This window comes from Bifidobacterium sp. B4079, from assembly GCF_026537385.1.
GTDB lineage: Bacteria > Actinomycetota > Actinomycetes > Actinomycetales > Bifidobacteriaceae > Bombiscardovia > Bombiscardovia asteroides_I.
In genome coordinates this window covers 1,054,908-1,076,928 of record NZ_JAFNMH010000001.1, presented here as the reverse complement: position 1 = coordinate 1,076,928, position 22,021 = coordinate 1,054,908, and the positions used below count along the sequence as shown (strand labels likewise).

14 protein-coding genes are annotated in these 22,021 nt (G+C 63.9%); 11 read left to right on the top strand and 3 right to left on the bottom strand.

What is annotated here, in order from left to right; genetic code table 11:
- The first annotated feature begins 39 nt into the window (after nt 1-39).
- From J3T95_RS04420 to J3T95_RS04390, 7 genes are all read left to right on the top strand, one after another.
- Nucleotides 40-1,401: an NADH:flavin oxidoreductase/NADH oxidase gene (locus J3T95_RS04420; RefSeq protein ID WP_267450520.1), complete on the top strand. Its 1,362-nt coding sequence runs from the start codon at nt 40-42 to the stop codon at nt 1,399-1,401.
- 8 nt (nt 1,402-1,409) lie between these two features.
- The gene (locus J3T95_RS04415) at nt 1,410-2,153 is read left to right on the top strand and encodes a polyprenol monophosphomannose synthase (protein WP_267450519.1); all 744 of its coding nucleotides are present in this window, start codon (nt 1,410-1,412) and stop codon (nt 2,151-2,153) included.
- Nucleotides 2,154-2,372: 219 nt separating this feature from the next.
- Nucleotides 2,373-3,230 carry a DeoR/GlpR family DNA-binding transcription regulator gene (locus J3T95_RS04410; RefSeq protein ID WP_267450518.1) on the top strand — a complete coding sequence of 286 codons (858 nt, stop codon included), beginning with the start codon at nt 2,373-2,375 and terminating at the stop codon, nt 3,228-3,230.
- An 81-nt stretch (nt 3,231-3,311) separates the two neighbouring features.
- Nucleotides 3,312-4,595, top strand: a complete 1,284-nt coding sequence (gene galT, locus J3T95_RS04405; protein ID WP_220236920.1) for a galactose-1-phosphate uridylyltransferase — start codon at nt 3,312-3,314, stop codon at nt 4,593-4,595.
- A complete protein-coding gene (galK, locus tag J3T95_RS04400; RefSeq protein ID WP_267450517.1) occupies nt 4,592-5,854 on the top strand; it encodes a galactokinase in 1,263 nt (420 codons plus the stop codon). Before galT ends, galK begins: the two co-directional genes overlap by 4 nt.
- A gap of 117 nt (nt 5,855-5,971) precedes the next feature.
- On the top strand, nt 5,972-6,244 hold the full coding sequence (locus tag J3T95_RS04395) for an ACT domain-containing protein (RefSeq protein ID WP_220236922.1): 273 nt from the start codon (nt 5,972-5,974) through the stop codon (nt 6,242-6,244).
- 10 nt (nt 6,245-6,254) lie between these two features.
- Nucleotides 6,255-7,619, top strand: a complete 1,365-nt coding sequence (locus J3T95_RS04390; protein ID WP_267450516.1) for a PFL family protein — start codon at nt 6,255-6,257, stop codon at nt 7,617-7,619.
- 15 nt (nt 7,620-7,634) lie between these two features.
- On the opposite strand, the gene J3T95_RS04385 is transcribed toward J3T95_RS04390, so the two are convergent.
- On the bottom strand, nt 7,635-8,282 hold the full coding sequence (locus tag J3T95_RS04385; RefSeq protein WP_267450515.1) for a tRNA (cytidine(34)-2'-O)-methyltransferase: 648 nt from the start codon (nt 8,280-8,282) through the stop codon (nt 7,635-7,637).
- Between the two features lie 90 nt (nt 8,283-8,372).
- On the opposite strand from J3T95_RS04385, the gene J3T95_RS04380 reads away from it, so the two are divergent.
- The 4 genes from J3T95_RS04380 to J3T95_RS04365 all read left to right on the top strand — a co-directional run bounded on the left by J3T95_RS04380 (nt 8,373) and on the right by J3T95_RS04365 (nt 18,068).
- Nucleotides 8,373-9,383 carry an A/G-specific adenine glycosylase gene (locus J3T95_RS04380; protein ID WP_267450514.1) on the top strand — a complete coding sequence of 337 codons (1,011 nt, stop codon included), beginning with the start codon at nt 8,373-8,375 and terminating at the stop codon, nt 9,381-9,383.
- A gap of 30 nt (nt 9,384-9,413) precedes the next feature.
- Nucleotides 9,414-10,070 carry a hypothetical protein gene (locus J3T95_RS04375; protein ID WP_267450513.1) on the top strand — a complete coding sequence of 219 codons (657 nt, stop codon included), beginning with the start codon at nt 9,414-9,416 and terminating at the stop codon, nt 10,068-10,070.
- A 194-nt stretch (nt 10,071-10,264) separates the two neighbouring features.
- Complete coding sequence (gene rpoB / locus J3T95_RS04370) at nt 10,265-13,831, top strand: DNA-directed RNA polymerase subunit beta (RefSeq protein WP_267450512.1); 3,567 nt, start codon at nt 10,265-10,267, stop codon at nt 13,829-13,831.
- 88 nt (nt 13,832-13,919) lie between these two features.
- Nucleotides 13,920-18,068, top strand: a complete 4,149-nt coding sequence (locus tag J3T95_RS04365; RefSeq protein ID WP_220236927.1) for a DNA-directed RNA polymerase subunit beta' — start codon at nt 13,920-13,922, stop codon at nt 18,066-18,068.
- A 199-nt stretch (nt 18,069-18,267) separates the two neighbouring features.
- On the opposite strand, the gene J3T95_RS04360 is transcribed toward J3T95_RS04365, so the two are convergent.
- Nucleotides 18,268-20,622, bottom strand: coding sequence for a DUF3488 and transglutaminase-like domain-containing protein (locus J3T95_RS04360; RefSeq protein WP_267450511.1), 2,355 nt, complete (start codon nt 20,620-20,622; stop codon nt 18,268-18,270).
- A 68-nt stretch (nt 20,623-20,690) separates the two neighbouring features.
- The gene (locus J3T95_RS04355) at nt 20,691-22,019 is read right to left on the bottom strand and encodes a DUF58 domain-containing protein (RefSeq protein ID WP_267450510.1); all 1,329 of its coding nucleotides are present in this window, start codon (nt 22,017-22,019) and stop codon (nt 20,691-20,693) included.
- Nucleotides 22,020-22,021: the final 2 nt, after the last annotated feature.

Genomic DNA, 22,021 nt, shown 5'->3' with positions numbered 1-22,021 from the left:
ACGAGGAGTGTGGCCGCCCGCCGAGAGAGGCAGGAACTGATGGTCCAGGAATATCCAGAGCTGGATGACAAGGCCCCTCGGGCCGACAGCCGGGTCAAGGAGGATCAGGCGATGCCGGGGCCGGTGAGCGGCTCTGGCAGGCTGGATGTCTCCAAACCGATCCGGCCCTTTGAGCCGGGTGCCGCCGATGGAAAGAAAAAGGCAGGCAAGGCTGCCAAGCCAATCAAATCATCCAAGAAGGGCAAGAAAGACAAAAGAGTAAGAAAGGCCGGGAAATCAAAATCAGGCAGAAGGCAGGAGAAGGACCTGCCTGCGCTCTTCCGGCCCATGGAACTGCGCGACCAGCACATCCGCAACAGGATCTGGATGCCGCCAATGGACACCTATTCGGCCCTGCGGCACGACGGGGTTCCCACCAACTTCCACTACCAGCACTATGTGTCCCGGGCCCTGGGCGGCTTCGGAGCCGTCATTGGGGAGGCCACGGCCGTGGACCCCCAGGGGCGGATCTCGCCTTGCGATGTCGGACTGTGGAACGACGAGCAGACCAGGGCCTGGCAGGGCATTGTCCGGGATGTCAAGGCCGCTGGAGCAGTGCCCATCGTCCAGCTCAACCACTCGGGTCGCAAGGGTTCCTCCGGGTGCTCCTCCATGGGCTACATCAACGCCACCGTGCCGGTAGCCGAGGGTGGCTGGCAGCCTGTGGGCCCCAGCCCCATCGCCTTTGGGAGGATGGCGGTCCCGGTCCAGCTCTCGCGGGCTCAGATAGCCTCCATCGTGGCCGACTTCCGCTCCGCTGCTGTGCGAGCCGTTCAGGCCGGCTTCCTGGGAGTGGAGTTGCATGCCGCCCACGGCTACCTGCTCTCCCAATTCCTCGACCCCCTGATCAACCGACGCAGTGACGAGTACGGGGGCGACCTGTCCAACAGAATGCGCCTGCTGATCCAAGTGACCGATGCTGTGCGCGAGGTCATTCCCTCGGGCATGCCCCTGCTGGTGCGCATGTCCGCCACCGACTGGGCCACTGGGGGATGGGGTCTGGACGAGACCATACGCACTGCCAAAGTGCTCAAACTGCATGGGGTGGACCTGATTGACGTTTCCACCGGGGGTCTGGTGCCAGGCGTGAAGATTCCGGCCGCTCCCAACTACCAGGTGCCCTTCTCCTACCAGGTGCGCAGCCAGGTGCTGATTCCCACCACGGCGGTGGGGCTGATCACCAAGCCCCGGCAGGCTGATCGGATTGTGCGCAAGGGCCTGGCCGATGCGGTCGAGATCGGTCGAGCCAGCCTGCGCGACCCCTACTGGCCGCTCAGGGCTGCCTACAAGCTGGGGCTGTCTGCCGAGCAGACCCCCTACCCTGAGCCTTACCGGCGCGGGGCCTATGGCATCGCACGCTGAGAGCGGCCATGGGAGTTGTTCGTGGCGGAGCAGGGACCATTGTGGTCATGCCCACCTATCAGGAGGCTGACAACATTGGGGTTACCCTTCCTCAGCTCTTGGACTGCTGCCCCGAGGTCGATGTCCTGGTCGTCGACGACAACTCCCCGGACGGCACCGGCGCCTTGGCCGAGGATATGGCCAAGCGCAATCCTCGCGTGCACGTCATCCATCGGCATGCCCGCCGCGGGTTGGGCCCAGCCTACGTGCAGGGGTTCCGTTGGTCGTTGGATCAGGGCTATGACCTGATTTGCGAGATGGACATGGACGGTTCCCATCGGCCCCAGGATCTGTCGAGTATGTTGGCTGTGGCGCAAGGTCATGCACATCCGGGCCTGGTCATCGGCTCGCGCCGGGTGCGCGGAGGTCGCACTCGACATTGGCCCTGGTATCGGGATCTGATCTCGCGTGCGGGATCCTGGTATGCCCGCACCGCCCTGGGTTCCTCGGTAAGGGACATGACCGCCGGCCTGCGGGTCTACCGAGCGGACGTGTTGAAGCGGATCGATCTGGAAAGGGTTCGCTCCAGTGGATACGTCTTCCAGGTGGATATGCTGCGTCGAGTCCAGGCCGTGGGCGTTAGCGTCGTCGAAGTGCCTATAGTCTTCGTGGAGCGGGTTCGCGGCAGCTCGAAGATGGATGCCGGGATCGTGCTGGAGGCCATGGCCCAGGTGACCCTGTGGGGACTTGAACGGTTGACCCGCCGAAAATGACATTGGCTCGCATTTGTGTTCGTTTTCATAAGCGACCTTGCAGGGCTTGTTGAAGTCTTCGAGTATGAATTACGCCTTGAAGAAGGGATTCCTGCAAGAGCTCAGGCGGGCCTCAGATGTGTCTAAGAGTGGTCCAAGCGTCGAAGGAATGTCGATTTTACGACCCTGCTTTGTGGCGGCGACCATAGTCCGATAGCCGGCTTGCCAATTTGGGCGAATGTGTGCGATAATGTTCGAATGATATCGTCACAACGCCAACACTTGATATTGAACCGGTTGCGTACTCGTGGCGCAGTCCGTATCACCGCCCTCTCCAAGGAGCTGGGCGTCTCCGCCATGACCATCCGCCGTGACATTGCCGACCTGGCGGACAAGGGCCTGCTCAAGAGGGTCCACGGAGGGGCCGTCACCACCAGCTCGCTTCTGGCTGAGCCGCTCTTCTCGGTCAAGTCGCAGATGGACATGGGTCTCAAGGACACCATCGCCCGTCGCGCCATCGACTATGTCTCCCCGGGCGACGTCATCGCCATCGGGGGCGGAACCACGGCCTATGTCTTTGCCCAGCACCTGCTGGAGAGTCGTCAGTGCGCGGGCGTGACCCTGCTGACCAATTCCATCCCCGTGGCCGAACTGGTACAGGCCATGGAGAGCAAAGATGTGGAGGTCATAGTCACCGGTGGCGTCATCACCCGGTCCAACTCCCTGGTAGGTCCCATCGCGGACAAGGTCATCGCCTCTCTGCGGGTCAACACGGTCTTCCTCGGGACCCACTCGGTCTCCATACCACGCGGCTTCCTGATGCCCAACTCCCTGGAGGCGGCCACGGATATGGCCCTGATGGACATCGCCGACCGGACCATCATCCTGACCGACCACACCAAGTGGAGCTGCACCTCCCTGTCCCTGTTCGCCTCCTTCGACCAGGTGGACACCGTCATTACCGACGACCAGCTGGACCAGGAGTCGGCCGAGGCCACCCGGTCCCTGGTCAAGCGGCTGGTTCTGGTGCCGGTCAACCCTGAGGAAGGCCAGGCTCAAGACGGGCCCTCCGACGGGTCTGAAGCCCAGGTTCAATGAACGATCAGTCACTCAGGGTGCGCAGGTTGTCATAGCGGGTTGCCATGGATTGTCAATCATCACGGACGATGAAGGAGCAGCATGAAGTCAGAGCAGTATGTCCCCCAACGGTATGTTCCCGGCGACTATGCCAGGGAGCACATCCGCATCACCCCCACCAGGCTGGCCGACGGACGCCGGTTCTTCTACCTGGACGATGACCCCGAGTACGTCTCCGGCAGCAGGACCAGGCGTCTGGACGATCCTCGTCCGCTGACCGACCGGTTCGCCCCGCACCAGGATCAGGAGGGCAGGACGGTGCCCTTCCAGCCGCCGCAGATGCGCCGGGACCCTCTGACCGGAGACTGGATCCCCATGGCCACAGCCCGGATGAACCGGCCCATCACCGCTGGCCCCCAGGCCACCGCCAAGGGCAACCCCCTGGCTGCCAGAAAGCCGGGAGACCCCTACCAGGATGGGGAGATCCCCGATGTGGACTACAACGTGGCGGTCTTCGAGAACCGTTTCCCCTCCATGATGCAGGTGCCCAATACTCGGGCGGCCGACCAGGCCTCCCTGGTGGACGGCAACCCACTCTGGCCGGTGCGCGAGGCCAACGGACGCTGCGAGGTAGTTTGCTTCGACCCTGACGAACACGCGCTCCCTGCCGATCTGCCGGTCTCCCGTCTGCGGACGGTGGTGGAGGCCTGGGCCTTCCGCACTGCGGAAATCTCGACCATGGAGGGCATCGAACAGATCTTCCCATTCGAGAACCACGGCCAGGAGATCGGCGTCTCCCTAGCTCACCCCCACGGACAGATTTACTGCTATCCCTTCATTGCCCCACGGCTGGAGCAGGAGCTAAGGCAGTGCGCCGACTACAAGGAGCGCACCGGCGGCAACCTTCTGGCGGACATTCTCAAGGCTGAGCTGGACTCTGGCCGACGTGTCGTCTTCCGCAACGCCACTTGGGTGGCCTATGTGCCCGCCGCTGCCCGCTGGCCCTTGGAAGTCCACGTGGCCCCCGTCCGCGATGGAATCCTGAGTCTGGACCAGCTCAACGACCAGGAGCGCTGGGACCTGGCCGTCATGTATTCCACACTGCTCAAGCGGGGCAACGCCTTCTTCGACAAGGGCGACGGCAGGGGGATGGATCTGCCCTACATCGCCGCCTGGCACCAAGCCCCGCTGCACGATCCGCGGCGTGAGGACTACCGGCTCAACCTGCAGTTCTTCTCCTTCCGCCGTGCCGTGGACAAAATCAAGTATCTTGCCGGGTCCGAGTCAGGCATGGCTGCCTGGGTGTCGGACACCACCCCCGAGCGAATCGCCGACCGTTTCCGCCAGCTGGGGCCCCTGGATCTGGAGAATGGAGAGAATCAATGACGACGACAGTGGAATTCATACACGCCTGGACCCAGGGCGCTGACGGCCAAGGGGCCACCAAGGCCCGTGGGCTCTTCCAAAAGGTCTATGGCGAGAATCCCCAGGGCGTCTGGAGCGCCCCTGGCCGAGTCAATCTGATCGGCGAGCACACGGATTACAACGCCGGGCTCTGTCTGCCCATCGCCCTGCCCACCCGCACCTATGTGGCCGTCAGCCCCAGGACAGACAGCCGGGTCCGCCTGGCCTCCACCATGGATCCGGAGCATCCGGTCCAGGCTGACATGGATGGGCTTCAGGCCCGGGGAGTGAGCGGCTGGGCGGCCTATCCGGTAGGCGTGGCCTGGGCCCTGCAGCGGGATGGCTTCCCCCAGGTTCAAGGGTTCGATCTGGCCCTGGCATCCTGCGTGCCGGTGGGGTCCGGGTTGAGCTCTTCGGCGGCCATGACCTGTGCAGTAGCCCTGGCCTTGGATGACCTCTTCGGTCTGGGGCTGGGCGGCGACGAGGCTGGCCGGGTCAGGCTGGTCCAGGCCGCCATCACGGCTGAGAACGATATGGCCGGCGCTTCCACCGGGGGCATGGATCAGAGCGCCTCCATGCGGTGTCGATCCGGCTGCGCCCTGCGGCTGGACTGCCGGCCGGAGCTGGATGCCATGAGCAATGTGCGCCAGGTCCTCTTCGACCTGCAGGATGCGGGCCTGGAGCTGCTGGTCGTCGACACCAGGGCCCAGCACCAGCTCAACGATGGCCAATACGAACAGCGGCGGGCCAGCTGCGAACAGGCTGCGCGTCTGCTGGGGGTGCCCAACCTGCGCCAGGTGGCAGACCAGGTCAATGGGGCCGCTGATCCCCCATCCGCCCTGCATGCCCTGCTGGAGCAGCTGCCGGATGAGACCATGCGTCGGCGGGTCCGTCACGTGGTCAGCGAGATAGGACGGGTGGACCGCTTCATCGAGGCCTTCGGCAGGGGCGATCACGTCCTGGCCGGCCGCCTGCTCAACGCCTCCCATGACTCCCTTCGGGACGACTACGAGGTCACCTGCCCGGAGCTGGATGAGGCCGTGGACGCAGCACGCCAGGGCGGGGCCTACGGGGCTCGCATGACCGGCGGCGGATTCGGCGGATCCATCATCGCCCTGGCTGACGCCGGCAAGGGCTCCGATCTTGCCCGTGACATCGCCGAACGATTCGCCTCCAAAGGATTTAAGGCCCCCAGAGCCTTGATCGCCCTGCCCTCCTCGGCAGCTGCGCGCGAATCCTGAATCCGGACTGCAGGCCTCTACGACCCCCGCTTCTCCCGGCGCTCCTCTAAGCTGGGGGAGCGGGGTCCCGGTTTTCAAGGGGTCCGGTCAAGGGCGAGGTGGATGAGGAGGACGGTCATGGACAAGGCGATCATCACGGTGGTGGGCAAGGATGCCATCGGCATCATCGGCAAGGTCTGCACAGACCTCTCCCAGCAGGGGATCAATGTGCTGGATATTTCGCAGACCATTCTGGATGGCTTCTTCACCATGATGATGATCGTGGACTGCACTGCATGCCGGAATGATTTCGACGCGCTGAGCCAGCGGATGGAATCTCTCGGAGAGGAGATCGGAGTCTCCATCCGCTGTCAGCGCGAGGAGATCTTCACCAGGATGCACCGGGTCTGAGGAGGCAGCCATGATCACACGCGACGAGGTCCTGGAGACCAACGACATGATCGACCGGGAGCGTCTGGACGTGCGCACCATCACCATGGGCATCAGCCTGCTGGATTGTGTGAGCGGGGATGTGGACATGCTCTGCCGGAACATCCATCGCAAGATCGTCTCCCTGGCCGGAGATCTGGTGTCCACTGGGGACTCCATCGCCCGAGAATACGGCATTCCCATCGTCAATAAGCGCATCACCGTCACTCCCATATCTCTGGTGGCCGCCGGCGCCTGCCACTCCGTGGAGGACTATGTAGCCGTGGCTAAGACCCTGGACCGCTCGTCCCAGGAGGTCGGCGTCAACCTGATCGGCGGCTACTCGGCCCTGGTCGGCAAGGGCATGACTCCGGCCGAGCGGCTGCTGATCAAGTCCCTGCCCAGGGCCCTGAGCCAGACGGAACGGGTCTGTGCCAGCGTCAACGTGGGCTCCACCAGAACGGGCATCGACATGGATGCCGTAGCCCTGATGGGCCGGGTCATCAAGGCCACTGCCGAGAGCACCGCCGACTCGGACAGCTCCGGCTGCACCAAGCTGGTGGTCTTCTGCAACGCTCCGGACGACAACCCCTTCATGGCCGGAGGCTTCCACGGGGTCAGCCAGGGGTCGGCCGTCATCAACGTGGGGGTCTCCGGTCCCGGCGTGGTCAAGACCGCCCTGGAGTCAGCCAGGGGTGCGGACTTCGGGCAGCTCTGCGAAACCATCAAACGTACGGCTTTCAAGATCACCCGGGTGGGCCAGCTGGTGGCCCAGGAGGCCAGCCGCCGACTGGACGTGCCCTTCGGGATCATCGACCTGTCCCTGGCACCCACCCCTGCCGTCGGAGACTCAGTGGGAGAGGTTCTGCGGATCATGGGCCTGGAGCAGGTGGGCGTCCCGGGGACTACTGCTGCCCTGGCCATCCTCAATGATCAGGTCAAGAAGGGCGGCATCATGGCATCCAGCTCGGTGGGCGGGCTGTCAGGGGCCTTCATACCTGTGTCCGAGGATGCCGCCATGATCCAGGCCGCCGAAGAGGGGAGCCTGACCCTGGAGAAGCTTGAGGCCATGACCTGTGTCTGCTCTGTGGGGCTGGACATGATCCCCATCCCCGGGGATACATCTTCTGAGTCCATTGCCGGCCTTATCGCCGACGAGGCGGCCATCGGCATGATCAATCAGAAGACCACTGCCGTCAGGGTCATTCCTGTCGTCGGCAAGCAGGTGGGCGACCGGGCCGAATTCGGCGGGCTCATGGGCGGCGGCCCGGTCCTGCCCGTCAATACCGGCTCCTGTGCTGACTTCGTTAATCGGGGCGGACACATCCCGGCGCCTGTTCACAGTTTCAAGAATTGAGCGCGCTCGCGGGGTTCAGCGGCCGCCTTGGAATCCCAGCTGCCGCCAGGCCTCGTAGATGGCTATGGAGGCGCAGTTGGTCAGGTTCAGGCTGCGCAGGCTTGGCCGCATGGGCAGCCTGACCTGTTCGGCCACGTGAGGGCCGGTCATGATGTCCATGGGGTCGGGGATGTCGCCGGGTTCCGGGCCGAATAGGAGGATGTCGTCCGGCCGGTAGCTGACTTGGGTGTAGAGCTTGTCGGCGTGGGCGGTGAAGGCGATGATCCGGCTGTCGGGCATGGAGCGGACCAGGTCGTCGAAGTCCGGGTGCAGTACCACGTGGGCCATGTCATGGTAGTCCAGGCCGGCCCGGCGCAGCTTGGTGTCTTTGAGGTTGAAGCCGAGGGGCTCTATCAGGTGCAGGATGGTGCCGGTCACGGCGCACAGGCGGATGGCTGAGCCGGTGTTTCCGGGGATTCGCGGCGAATAGTAGCACAGGTGGGGCGTGGAGGTTTTCACCCGGTTGGCCTGATCGGCTTTCATCATGGCGTCCACCACTGAGATGGGGTTGCCGTGGGCGTCGGTGACCAGCTCATCGGGACCATAATTCGATTTGCGGTATCCGTACTCGTACATGCTTTCGATGGCCTTCGACGGGTTTCTGGACTGCTCCTGCCTGTTCATGAGGCCAACCTACCGTCGCCAACCGACAGGCCAGGCAGGGCTGGTCGGCACCGTCGGGCAGAATACGGCGGTTGAATGAGGCAGAATCGGATGGCGAAGGGCGGTGCAACCATGGAGAACGCGGAAACGACTTTGGCGGAGACTGAACCCATCCGCCTGCGGCTGTTCGACTGGTGGAGCCGATACGCCCGCGACCTGCCTTGGCGCTTTGGGCGGACCACGCCCTGGGGGGTCCTGGTCTCCGAGGTCATGAGCCAGCAGACCCAGATGAGCCGGGTGGTGCCCTACTGGACTGCTTGGATGAAAATCTGGCCGGATGCGGCCTCCCTGGCTGCTGCACCCAAGGCCGCGATCATCACAGCTTGGGGCCGGCTGGGCTACCCGCGCCGAGCCCTGCGCCTGCAGGAGTGCGCGCAGCAGGTGGCCGGCCAGTATGCAGACCGCCTGCCTCGTGATTACGACCAGCTGGTGGCCCTGCCGGGCATCGGCGACTACACAGCCAGCGCTGTCATGAGCTTTGCCTACGGCGAGAGGATCGCCGTCATCGACACCAACATCCGCAGGGTGCTCTCTAGGGTCTTTTTGGGGCGCGAATCCACTGGTGGCGCTGCCAGCCGAGAGGAGCGCCAGCTGGCCTGGCAGGTCCTGCCTGAGGATGTCGATGCCGGGGACAGCGGCGCCCAGGAAGATAGTGGTCGTTTGGGACTGGCTGATCCGAAGGTCAGGTCGGCAGCCTGGCGGGAGCCGTCCTCGGCCCGATGGAACCAGGCCGTCATGGAGCTGGGCGCCACAGTCTGCATTGCCCGCAAGCCTGCCTGTGGCATCTGCCCTTTGGCTGGTCACTGCCGCTTTCTCAAGGCCGGACTGCCCGGTCTGGGCGCAGGCAGAACCAGGCCCCGGCAGCGCTTCGCTGGTACCGACCGGCAGGTCCGCGGTGCGATCCTCCGGGCCCTACGGCAGGCTTCGGGCGCGCCCGTCTCAAGGAAGGACCTGGAACCCCTGTGCGAGGACGAAATCCGACTTGATCGGTGCATCGCCTCCCTGGACGAGGACGGTCTTCTGGAGATCGGCCAGGACGGCCGCCTGAGTCTGCCGCAGTGAAGGCCGCCCCGACGATTAGACTGGAGAAGTATGGCCAAGCGAAGCACGAGCGAGAAGAAGCGGCGGATGTACCGTCGCCGGAGGATTGCGGCCGCCCTGTTGGCGGTGCTCTTTCTATTGGTCTGCGCTGGCCTGGTTTGGGGTGTGGGGGCCGGTATCAGAGCCCTGCGGGGAGGTGATGGGGGCCAGGGAGCCTCGACCAGCGCTCAGCAGGGCGTAAAGACCAAATCCAAGGACAAGCAGGATAAGGATCAGAAGAAGGATGCCGGCAAGAAGCGTTTCTCCGGAGCTCCTGACTGCGACAGGGGTGATCTGGCTCTGGAGCTGGCTGCGCCCAATCCCAGCACTCGAGTTGGCGGATCTATCGACTTTGCAGTGACCATCCGTCACAAGGGAACAGGTTCATGCTTGGTTGACGGCTCCAACGGCGGCCGGGTGCTGGTCATCACCAGCGGCGAGGATACCGTTTGGCGTTCCGATGCCTGCCCGGTGGGGGCGCGCACCCTGCTTATGGCCACCGGCGACAAGGACGTGCAGACCATAACCTGGCATGCCGACAGGAGCCAGGACAGCTGCCAGCCCGACCAGAAGCTGCCCAGGGTCAAGGCCGGCTCCTACCAGGCCAAGCTGGTGCTCAAGGCTGATTCGCACGTGGTTTCCCAGCCAGTGCCGGTCATGGTCCAATAGCAGCTTTTCCAAGACGACACGCCGATTGCGTCTGGAGTCTTTGTCTGCTATAGTTTTGTCTTTGCATGAGGTGTGTCATATAGCGGGCATGCATCATCGAGGAGATGCCCGCGAATAGGCATATGGCGGCCATTCGGCATCTCCCTGGGGTAACAGGAATGATCGAGTACGGCGAGCGATAAGGAACGTCCATTTTGGCTGCCAATAAAGCTGTAAGTAGTACCACCGCCACGCAGGCACGCGCTGACGAACACGACATCAAACTGCACAAGGCCACCGATCGTGTCAATTTCGGATCCATCCGCGAACCCATCGAGGTGCCCTACCTCTTGGGCGTGCAGACCGATAGCTTCGATTGGCTGGTCGGCAATGACCGCTGGAAGAAGCGGGTCGAAGAGGATCAGGTCAACGGGACCCATACCGTGGCCCCTGTCTCCGGCCTGGATGAGGTCTTCCAGGAGATCTCTCCCATTGAGAACTTTGCCCAGACCATGAGCCTGACCTTCTCGGATCCCTACTTCGAGGAGCCCCGGCACACGGTCCAGGAGTGCAAGGAGAAGGACTACACCTACTCCGCTCCTCTGTACGTGAACGCCGAGTTCGAGAACGGGGACACTGGCGAGATCAAGTCGCAGACCGTCTTCATGGGCGACTTCCCGCTGCAGACACCACACGGCACCTTCATCATCGGCGGCTCGGAGCGCGTCATCGTCTCCCAGCTGGTCCGCTCTCCTGGCGTCTACTTCGACCGCACCCAGGACCGCAACTCCGACAAGGAGATCTTCGGGGCCAAGATCATCCCCAGCCGGGGCGCCTGGCTGGAGTTTGAGATCGACAAGCGCGATGTGCTGGGCGTGCGCGTGGACCGCAAGCGCAAGCAGTCCGCCATCGTCTTCCTTATGGCCATCGGCATGACCAAGCCGCAGATCCGCAAGGCCTTCAAGGGCTATCCGCTGGTCCTGGATGCCCTGGAGAAGGAGACCATCGAGACCCAGGACGAGGCCCTGACCGACCTCTACCGTAAGATCCGGCCCGCGGACACCGCCTCGCCCGAGGCCGGCCGCAACCTGCTGGACTCCTTCTACTTCAACACCAAGCGCTACGACTTGGCCCGGGTCGGCCGCTACAAGATCAACCGCAAGCTTGGGCTTGAGGCCGACTTCAACGACCGCAGCCTGCATCCTGAGGACATCATCGCCACCCTGAAGTACCTGGTGACCCTGCATGCCGGCGGACAGACCTTCCCTGGCCGCCGCGACGGCCAGGACATCGAGCTGCGGGTGGACGTGGACGATATCGACCACTTCGGCAACCGCCGCATCCGTCAGGTGGGCGAGCTGATCCAGAACCAGCTGCGTACCGGTCTGAGCCGTATGGAACGCGTGGTCCGTGAGAGGATGACCACCCAGGACGCGGAGGCCATCACCCCGCAGTCCCTGATCAACATCCGCCCGGTCAACGCCACCATCAAGGAGTTCTTCGGAACCTCCCAGCTCAGCCAGTTCATGGATCAGAACAACCCTCTGGCCGGCGTGACCAACAAGCGTCGTCTCTCGGCCCTGGGCCCCGGCGGCCTGTCCCGCGACCGCGCCTCCATGGAGGTGCGCGATGTGCACCCCTCCCACTACGGACGCATGTGCCCCATCGAGTCTCCTGAAGGCCCCAACATCGGCCTGATCGGCTCCCTGGCCACCTTCGCCCGGGTCAACCCCTTCGGCTTCATCGAGACCCCCTACCGCAAGGTCATTGATGGCCAGGTGACCGACGACGTGGTCTACATGACCGCCGACCAGGAGTCCGAGCACACCATCGCCCAGGCCAACCAGGAGATCGACGAGAACGGACACTTCGTCGAGGACGAGGCTCTGGTGCGTGACGCCGAGGCCGAGGCCAAGGATGTGCCCGTCTCCCAGGTGGACCTGATGGACGTCTCCCCCCGGCAGATGGTTTCGGTGGGCGCCTCCCTGATCCCCTTCCTGGAGCACGACGAGGGCCACAGGGCACTGATGGGCACCAACATGCAGCGTCAGGCCGTCCCCCTGGTCAAGTCCGAGCGTCCCCTGGTGGGCACCGGCTCCGAGTGGCGCTCCGCCATCGACTCGGGCGATGTCATCCTGGCCGAGAAGCCGGGCGTGGTCACCTACGTCTCCGCCGACATCATCCGTGTCATGAATGACGACGGCACCCAGTCCTCCTACAAGTTGGCCAAGTTCCAGCGGTCCAACCAGACCACCTGCTACAACCAGGTCCCCCTGATCAAGGACGGGGAGCGTGTCGAGGCCGGCACGGTCCTGGCTGACGGCCCCGCCACCGAGAAGGGCGAGATGGCTCTGGGCAAGAACGTCCTGGTGGCTTTCATGCCTTGGAACGGCTACAACTACGAGGACGCCGTCATCATCTCCCAGCGGCTGGTCCAGGATGACACTCTGAGCTCCATCCACATCGAGGAGTACGAGACCGACGCCCGCGAGACCAAGCTGGGCGCCGAGGAGATCACACGGGACCTGCCCAACGTGGGCGAGGATGCGGTGGCCAACCTGGACGAGCGCGGCATCATCCGCATCGGCGCCGAGGTCGAGGCCGGGGACATCCTGGTCGGCAAGGTCACTCCCAAGGGCGAGACCGAGCTCACTCCCGAGGAGCGGCTTCTGCGGGCCATCTTCGGCGAGAAGAGCCGCGAGGTGCGCGACACCAGCCTGCGGGTGCCCCACGGCGAGACCGGCACGGTCATCGAAGTCAAGGAGGTCACCCGCGAGGATGCCGAGGAGGACGGCGACGAGCTGCCCAACGGCGTCAACCGGATGATCCGGGTCTACATCGCCCAGCACCGCAAGATCACCCAAGGCGACAAGCTCTCGGGCCGTCACGGCAACAAGGGCGTCATCTCGAGGATTCTGCCCGAGGAGGATATGCCCTTCATGGCCGATGGCACCCCCATCGACATCATGCTCAACCCGCTGGGCGTCCCCTCCCGTATGAACCTGGGTCAGGTCCTGGAGCTCCACCTGGGGTGGATCGCGCACTCCGGCTGGGACATCAGCCTGGATCCCGACCTGGAGGCCGAGTGGAAGAAACACATTCCCGCAGGGGCCGAGAAGGCCGACCCTGGCACCACCGTGGCCACCCCGGTCTTCGACGGCGTGCGTCAGGATGCCCTGAACGGTCTGCTCAAGACCACCCTGCCCAACCGTGACGGCGAGCGCCTGGTGGGCGACGACGGCAAGGCCGTGCTCTACGACGGCCGCACCGGCGAGCCCTTCACCAAGCCGATCTCCGTGGGCTACATGTACATGCTCAAGCTCCACCACCTGGTGGACGACAAGATCCACGCCCGGTCCACAGGCCCCTACTCCATGATCACCCAGCAGCCCCTGGGCGGCAAGGCCCAGTTCGGCGGCCAGCGCTTCGGTGAGATGGAGGTCTGGGCCCTGGAGGCCTACGGCGCCGCCTACACCCTGCACGAGATGATGACCACCAAGTCCGACGACGTGGATGGCCGTGTCCGGGCCTACGGAGCCATCGTGCGCGGGGAGAACCTGCCGGCGGCCGGTATCCCCGAATCCTTCAAGGTGCTGCTCAAGGAGATGCAATCGCTCTCCTTGAACGTTGAGGTGCTCAACGCGGAAGGCAACGTGATCGAGATGAAGGACGAGGACGACGACCCCAGCGCCGCCTCCGACGACTTGGGCTTCAATATCGGAGCCCGTCCGGACGCCGCCGCCAAGGCCGACCAGTCCGCTCCCGAACCGGAGTACCGCTGAATCACCAGTCACAGGGATGCCCGCCTGACGGGCATCCCTCCAAGAGGCAAACTTCAGAGCAGTTACAAGATCAGAGACAGGACACAGAGTGCTGGACGTCAATGCATTTGACAAACTGAGAATCGGACTGGCCACCGCCGACGACATCCGCGGTTGGAGCTATGGCGAGGTCAAGAAGCCCGAGACCATCAATTACCGTACCTTGAAGCCCGAGAAGGACGGCCTGTTCGGCGAGCAGATCTTCGGACCCACCCGCGACTGGGAGTGCGCCTGCGGCAAGTACAAGCGCGTGCGTTTCAAGGGCATCGTCTGCGAGCGTTGCGGCGTGGAGGTCACCCGTTCCCGCGTCCGTCGTGAGCGTATGGGCCATATCGAGTTGGCTGCCCCCGTCACCCACATTTGGTTCTTCAAGGGCGTGCCCTCCCGGCTGGGCTACCTGTTGGACATCGCGCCCAAGGACCTGGAGAAGGTCATCTACTTCGCGGCCTACATGGTCACCAAGGTGGACGAGGAGCAGCGCCACAAGGACCTGCCCGACCTGCAGGACGAGTTCGACAACGAGATCAACCAGCTGGAGAAGAAGCGCGACCTGGAGATCGACAAGCGTGCTAAGAAGCTGGAGGAGGATCTGGCCGAGCTGGAGAAGTCCGACGAGGTCAAAGGCTCTATGAAGGCACGTCTGCGCAACGGTGCCGAGCGGGACATGACCGCCATCCGCAAGCGTTACGACGACCAGATTCAGAGGATCACCGCCGTCTTCGACCGTTTCAAGACCCTGAAGCCCGGCGATATGGAAGGCGACGTGGACCTGTGGCGGGAGATGCAGGACCGCTACGGTGACTACTTCGAGGGCTGCATGGGCGCCGAGGCCATCAAGAAGCGCCTGCAGGACTTCGACCTGGAGGGTGCTGCCAAGCAACTCCGCCATGAGATCGACACCGGCTCCGGCCAGCGCAAGGCTCGTGCCCTCAAGCGGCTCAAGGTGGTCTCTGCCTTCCTGAACACCGGCAACAAGCCCGAGGCCATGGTCCTGGACGTCGTCCCGGTCATTCCGCCCGACCTGCGCCCCATGGTGCAGCTGGACGGCGGCCGCTTCGCCACCTCCGACCTGAACGACCTCTACCGGCGCGTCATCAACCGCAACAACAGGCTCAAGCGCCTGATCGAGTTGGGCGCCCCCGAGATCATGCTCAACAACGAGAAGCGTATGCTTCAGGAGGCTGTCGACTCCCTCTTCGACAACGGCCGCCGTGGCCGTCCCGTCACCGGAGCTTCCAACCGTCCCCTGAAGTCCCTGGCAGACATGCTCAAGGGCAAGCAGGGCCGCTTCCGTCAGAACCTGCTGGGCAAGCGTGTGGACTACTCCGGCCGTTCCGTGATTGTGGTCGGCCCCTCTCTGCGCATGCACCAGTGCGGCCTGCCCAAGCCCATGGCCCTGGAGCTCTTCAAGCCTTTCGTCATCAAGCGGCTGGTGGACCTCAACTACGCGCAGAACATGAAGAGCGCCAAGCGTCTGGTGGACCGCGGAGACCCAGAGGTCTGGGGCGTGCTGGAAGAGGTCATCTCCGAGCATCCCGTCCTGCTCAACCGTGCGCCTACGCTGCACCGTCTGGGCATCCAGGCCTTCGAGCCCATCCTGGTCGAGGGCAAAGCCATCCACCTGCCCCCGCTGGCTTGCGCGGCCTTCAACGCCGACTTCGACGGCGACCAGATGGCAGTTCACCTGCCCCTGTCGGCCGAGGCCCAGGCGGAGGCCCGCTCTCTGATGCTGGCTTCTGACAACATCCTCAAGCCCGCCGACGGCCACACGGTCACCATGCCTTCCCAGGACATGATTCTGGGTCTGTACTACCTGACCACCGTCGTGGACGGCGCCAAGGGCCAGGGCCGGATCTTCTCCAGCCTGGCTGAGGCTCGGATGGCTCTGGACCTGGGCGAGATCGACATGCAGGCCAAGATCCTGCTGCGTGTGCCCGCCGACTTCGTCATGCCCAAGGACTGGGAACCCGGCGACCTCAAGGTCGTCGACCCCGAGCCCGGCAGCCCCGACGTGGTCAAGGAGGAGGTCTTCAAGGACGGCTCCAGGCTCTTCGCCACCAACTACGGGCGAGTTCTGTTCAACCGGACGTTGCCTGTGGACTACCCCTTCATCAACGAGCAGGTGCCCAAGGGCAAGCTGTCCGGCATCGTGGACGACATCGCCACCCGGTATTCGACCGCACAGGTTGCGGCGACCCTTGATGCCCTGAAGGATCTGGGCTTCACAAGGGCGCAGTGGTCCGGCGTGACCATGGCCTTCTCCGACATCGTGGTGCCGCCTGAGCGCAGCGAGATCGTCAACGAGTACCAGGGGCAGGCTGCCAAGGTCAACTCCCAGTACGATATGGGCCTGCTGACCGACGAGGAGCGCCGTCAGGAGCTGATCAACCTGTGGACCGAGTGCACCGACAAGGTGGCTGACGCCATGCAGGAGCACTTCACTCCGGACAACAACGTGAACATCATGGTTCAGTCCGGGGCGCGAGGCAACTGGATGCAGATCCGCCAGATCGCCGGCATGCGAGGCCTGGTGGCCAACCCCAAGGGCGAGATCATTCCTCGACCTGTCAAGTCCAACTACCACGACGGCCTGTCGGTGCTGGAGTACTTCATCTCCCAGCACGGCGCCCGCAAGGGGCTGGCCGACACCGCATTGCGCACCGCCGAATCGGGCTACCTGACCCGTCGTCTGGTCGATGTTTCGCAGGATGTGATCGTGCGCGAAGAGGACTGCGGCACCATGCGCGGTCTGACCATGAAAGTGGCCGAGCGCGACGAGCAGGGCAACCTGGTCCTGGTCAAGGCGGCCGACGGTGGTCCTTACTCCCGCCTCCTGGCGGCCGATGTCATCGACCCCAAGGACGGCAAGACCGTGCTTTACAAGCGCGGCGACGCCATGTCCATGGATGTCCTGCGCGACATGGTCGCCCACGGCGTTGAGGAGGTCAAGGCCCGCTCGGTCCTGACCTGCGAGTCCACCCGCGGGGTGTGCGCCAAGTGCTACGGCTGGTCCCTGGCCACCAACAAGCTGGTGGATGTGGGCGAGGCCGTGGGCATCGTGGCCGCCCAGTCCATCGGCGAGCCCGGCACCCAGCTGACGCTGCGTTCCTTCCACTCGGGCGGTGTGGCTTCGGCCTCCGACATCACCCAGGGTCTTCCCCGTGTCACCGAGCTCTTCGAGGCCCGTACCCCCAAGGGTGAGGCGCCCATCGCGGAGTTCCCTGGAACCGTCAAGGTGGAGGATACCGACCGCGGCCGTCAGGTGACACTGACCCCTGACGACACCTCTGTGGAGGCGCTGACCTATCCGGTCACCCGCCGCGCGCCCATGATGGTCAAGGACGGACAGCATGTCGAGGCCGGCACCCAGTTGATCGAGGGGTCCGTGGATCCCAAGAAGATCCTGCGCATCCTCGGCCCGCGCGCCGCCCAGGTGAACATCGTCAACGAAGTGCACACGGTCTATCGCTCCCAGGGCGTGGATATCCACGACAAGCACATCGAGGTCATCGTCCACCAGATGCTCCGTCGCGTCACGGTCATCGACTCGGGCGACACCGACCTGCTGCCTGGCGAGCTGGTCGACCAGGCCAAGTTCAAGGCCGCCAACATGAAGGCCGTCAAGGCCGGTGGCAAGCCGGCTGCGGGGCGCCCCGAGCTCATGGGCATCACCAAGGCCTCCCTGGCCACCGACTCCTGGCTGTCGGCTGCCTCCTTCCAGGAGACGACCCGCGTGCTTACTGAGGCGGCCCTGAATCAGAAGGTCGACGATCTGAAGGGTCTCAAGGAGAACGTGATCATCGGCAAGCTGATCCCTGCCGGCACTGGCCTGGCCAGGTACCGCAACGCCACCGTGGAGCCCGACAAGGCCATCCGCGACACCATCTACCCCAACTTCGGCCTGGGTGGCAGCGATGTGGATTTGAGCGACGCCGACCTGAACGATGTGGACTTCTCCAACATCGACTTCGGGGACCTGAAACTGGGCGACGACTTCAACCCGGACGATTTCCTCAACGACCAGGGCGGCCAGAGCCATCTGGACACCCCCAACGGCAACGTATCAGCCAAGGACAGCACAGACGAGTCCCTGAAGCAGTCCGGCGCTGATCAGACCGTCTCGCAGAAGGGCTCCGCCACGGGTGGCCAGGGAGCTGCGGCCACTTTCTCCTCCGCGGATCAGGATTCAGGCCAGTGATTCATTGAGCTGATCGATCCGGTCAAAACGCAGGATCGCATAAGGGCCTCGTCCGGCGACAAGTCGGCCGAGGCCCTTTTCTTCGTTATGGTCCCGCCTTGTCATGGCTCCGCTGCGGCGGCTTCTGTGACAAACAGGAAGGGCATGCTGCTTGCCATCTTGTCGAGGTTGGGCAGGGGGGACCAGCAGCAGTGGGGATTCAGAAGAGGTGGCGCAGGGACAGCCGCGTCCTCCAGCGCCTGAAACGGGGCAGGCCCTGCAGGATGGATCGGCGAACCTGATCTACGAGACGCCAGTATTCGGCTGCTTCCTGGTCAGATGCCGGAAGATTGCCGAAGCTGGTCCTGTCGGCCAGATTGCAGAGCCAGTTCAGCTTGTCCATGTTGGTATTCCGCTGTCCTGTGGTCTTCTGCCGGCCCGGCAGGCCCTGCTTGATGGCTCTGGTCTGTTCCCTTCTGGTCCCTTGCGGTCTGAGGCCTGACTGCCAAGCCAGGTTGCTGATCTGTTTCCACCCCTGCTCGATGCGCCTTTGGGGCGAGCCCTTCGTTCTTGCCCGGTTCAAAAGCCAGGCCTTGAACGCCAGGATGATCAGGATCAATAGGACGGTAACCCAGACTGGCGAGGAATAGGCTAGAGCCTTCCCGGCCAGGGGGCCGAATCGTGTCCAGAAAGAGGGGCCGGACATCTGGTCGGCATCCTGTCCTCCGATGCGGGTCCTGCCCTTGGCGCGCTGGTCGTCCCGGAGAGGATCGGCCAGTGGGGGCGGCGGCTGTCTGACCAGGGTCTTGGGGTTGGGAGGGGTCAAATTCAGGTTCTTGTCCGGTGTCTTCGTCTCCTGCGGTGTGGGGTAGAAGGACACCCAGCCCAGGCTCGCCAGGTTGATCTCGACCCAGGCCTCGGCGTCCTCCCCTTTGAAATCCACGGTTGTGCCGCCGCCGGGGTCCTGGTGGGTGCGGGTCTTGCTGATGCCTCCCTGTCTGTCCTTGGGGATGAAACCCAGGACAACCCGGGAGGGGAGACCCATCTGCCTGGCCAGAAGTGCCATGGTGGAGGCGTACTGTTCGCTGTCGCCTACCATGGCCTGCGCCTGAAGGAGCTGGTTGATCCGATAGTCGCCGTGGCCGGCGGGGGACGGATAGTCGCCCTCCAGGCCATGGGAGAACCAGCCGTCCTGATGGAGCCTGGTCTCGATGGCCAGGGCCCTGGCGCCTGGCTTGTCCTGGAAGGATGTCATCAGGGCCGCTGCCTTGGGCAGGGAATCCGGCGGGTCCGAGACTTGGGGGACCTGAGCCGCTCCTGCCTGGCTGTTCCTGATGGCTTCCTGTCTTGGTCTGACGCTCAGGTTCCCCTCGACCGTATAGGTGGTGTTGGCGCTTAGGGGTGTGGCCGAAAGGGCGGAATCGGTTCCCCTGTTGTAATAAAGGTCCTCCCGGCTCAGATTCCTTCCGGGGCTGATGGATGAGGCACGGCCGGCCGTGGGCAGCCAGGAGCGTCCGAACCCCTGGTGGATGGTGAAGGAGGCCTTAAAGGACGGGCCCTGGGCCAGTTTGTCGTCAGCTTCCCCACCATCCCGGCCGGGGGAAATGAGGTTGCCGATGCGCCGGTAATCGGAGGACTGTCCGGGCATGGCGCTGTCGGAAAGATTCCAGACCTTGCCATCGAACCGGTCCATGACGGCCATGCGGATCGGTGTGCCGGCCGGCAGATTGTGCACGGTCACCAGGGTGTCATCCTTGTGATCCTTGATGTAGGACCGGTAGTCGCTCAGGGGGCTGGTGAACTGGTAGGGGTCGATCGGAGGCTGGTAACGGTCACGGAGCACCAGACGGTCAAGCGGGACCAGGAGCGTCCCGCCCATGGCGATGCTCAAGGCCGGGACAAGGGTCAGGACCTTGGCCAGGAGTCTGCCGGACCGGATCAGTTGCAGGCGCCAGGAAGTCCAGAAAAGGAGCAGGGCCCACAGGCAGCATCCCATAAGCCCTGGATGCCATCCATGGCTGGTTCCCAGGAGTGCCGATACCGACAAGGTGACCAGTATCGGCAGGGCGGCAAGGATCGGGGTGGGGTCTACGGTGCCGTCAGGCCGCCTGGGCCGGTCATAGGGATGCGCTTGCGCCAGGAAGGCCGCCAGGAATGAGGTCCACAGGAGCAGGGTCCACAGGGCCATGAAGCCTCCTGCCTCCCAGCCCAGCGGAGGGTCGATGGCGACCAGGGTCTTGAAGGAGCCGAAGGTGTCCGTCCACCCTTGGACCAGGGTTCTGGGGGTGGGTATCAGATGGAGGAAGGTGGTTTCATTCAGGGTCACGACGGGTCCCAGGATGAATTGGGCTGCAATCAGCAATACGGCTTGAAGAATATAAGGGCGGAGGGCATGGCGGGAACGGATCATAGCGGTGAGGGCCCCGGCCAGGCCGGCCAGGAATCCCACCATGAGCCATCCCGCAAGGTCCCCGTACACAGGAAGCAGCTGGACGGCGGCAAGGAGGTTGACTGGGACCAATGACAGGGTGGAGAGAAATCCAAGGGTATGGCTCCTGGGATCTTCCCGTGGCATCGATCGGCTACCATGCAGCATGCGGACCGGCGAGGGGATTGGCCCGGCCTGCCAGGTTCCGGGGATCTTCATACGAGGGTCTCCGTAATCAGGGGGAGGTCCTCAAGGGTTCCCAGGCGGGCCAGGGTCATGGCCCCCTGCTCATGGATGGCGCGCGCTTCCTCTCTTGCGGCGATCAGGACCATGGTTCGAATGGATTCGGGCAACCCGACGGTCATGGTCTGGGTTGCCTGTCGGTCGGTCCGGGAGCCCGAGACCAGGAGGATCAGAGAGGTGTCGGGGACATGGGTCTCGATCATGCCGAGCCAGGGGGCCGAGGACTGACCTGGTTTTTCTCCCGCTGGTGCCTCTACTGGGAAAATGGAGCTGCAATCATCCAAGAAGGTGCGGGGGGAGTCGGTGCGGAGGAAGCTGGTTTCCCAAGCGGAATGATTCTGCCGGAGTCTGTTGGGCCGGAAGCCGGCAGGGGCATCAACCCGGTTTCGGGTTTGATCGGCAGGGACCATGGCCGCCAGGCGGCGGTTATCCAGCAGGCATCGTTCCCCCAGCGAAGCGAAGATGCTGACGGCTAGTTCGAATTCTTCAGCACTGGCGTATGAGGATGGATCGGTATCCATCCAGAGAGCGGTGGCTGTACGGAGGGTGGGCTCGTATTGGCGGACCATCAGGGAACCGGTCTTGGCTGTGGAGAGCCAGTGGACACGCTTGATGTCATCCCCGGGCTGGTAAGGGCGCAGGGCGTGGAATTCCAGGTCGTCATCCACGATTCCGGAGGCCGCGCGCCCATCGAGATCCCGTTGGAGCCCGGCTGTGATCGGTGCCAGGTCAATGGTTCGAGGGTGGACATACAGCTGGTTTCCATCAGTCAGGATCCGCTTCCTGAGGATGGCGCCATAGGGGTCGCCGGCCTCCATGGTCACCGGTCCCACATGGACGGCGCCGCGGTGCGATGCCTGAAGTCTCAGGTTCAGGTGTTCGGATTGGCCGGCTGCAAGGGCCGGAAAGGCCAGATACGCGGGCTCGCTCCCGATCATGATGCTGATTCTGCACCTGTGTGCAGTGCGCGGACCCGGGTTGGATAGTGTTACGGAAAGCTCCGACTCCTGACCCACGACAAGGCGGATCTGGTCCAGGTTGAGATCAGCCCGGCAGCCAAGGTTTCCCATGCTCATGATCAGGCCGGTGGATATCATGATCAGGCTGGCCAGAAGGAAGACCAGAAGCTCGGCCCAGCCGACCAAGGTCAGACCGACACCGGCGATCACCATGATCGTGATTATCCCCCAACCCAGCGGTGTCACCATGGAAAGGGCCTGGTGCAACGGGGTGTTGCTTGAAAGTGTCCGAAGTGTCTCCGAGGTGTGCATGGATGTCTTGGCTGATCTCCATGTGGTCATGG

What these genes read in the sequence shown, in the direction of transcription:
- J3T95_RS04385 (WP_267450515.1), bottom strand. Translation starts at nt 8,282, where the DNA reads ATGAACAGGCAGGAGCAGTCCAGAAACCCGTCGAAGGCCATCGAAAGC.
- J3T95_RS04380 (WP_267450514.1), top strand. Translation starts at nt 8,373, where the DNA reads ATGGCGAAGGGCGGTGCAACCATGGAGAACGCGGAAACGACTTTGGCG.
- J3T95_RS04395 (WP_220236922.1), top strand. Translation starts at nt 5,972, where the DNA reads ATGGACAAGGCGATCATCACGGTGGTGGGCAAGGATGCCATCGGCATC.
- galK (WP_267450517.1), top strand. Translation starts at nt 4,592, where the DNA reads ATGACGACGACAGTGGAATTCATACACGCCTGGACCCAGGGCGCTGAC.
- J3T95_RS04415 (WP_267450519.1), top strand. Translation starts at nt 1,410, where the DNA reads ATGGGAGTTGTTCGTGGCGGAGCAGGGACCATTGTGGTCATGCCCACC.
- galT (WP_220236920.1), top strand. Translation starts at nt 3,312, where the DNA reads ATGAAGTCAGAGCAGTATGTCCCCCAACGGTATGTTCCCGGCGACTAT.
- J3T95_RS04360 (WP_267450511.1), bottom strand. Translation starts at nt 20,622, where the DNA reads ATGCCACGGGAAGATCCCAGGAGCCATACCCTTGGATTTCTCTCCACC.
- J3T95_RS04390 (WP_267450516.1), top strand. Translation starts at nt 6,255, where the DNA reads ATGATCACACGCGACGAGGTCCTGGAGACCAACGACATGATCGACCGG.
- J3T95_RS04375 (WP_267450513.1), top strand. Translation starts at nt 9,414, where the DNA reads ATGGCCAAGCGAAGCACGAGCGAGAAGAAGCGGCGGATGTACCGTCGC.
- J3T95_RS04355 (WP_267450510.1), bottom strand. Translation starts at nt 22,019, where the DNA reads ATGACCACATGGAGATCAGCCAAGACATCCATGCACACCTCGGAGACA.
- J3T95_RS04420 (WP_267450520.1), top strand. Translation starts at nt 40, where the DNA reads ATGGTCCAGGAATATCCAGAGCTGGATGACAAGGCCCCTCGGGCCGAC.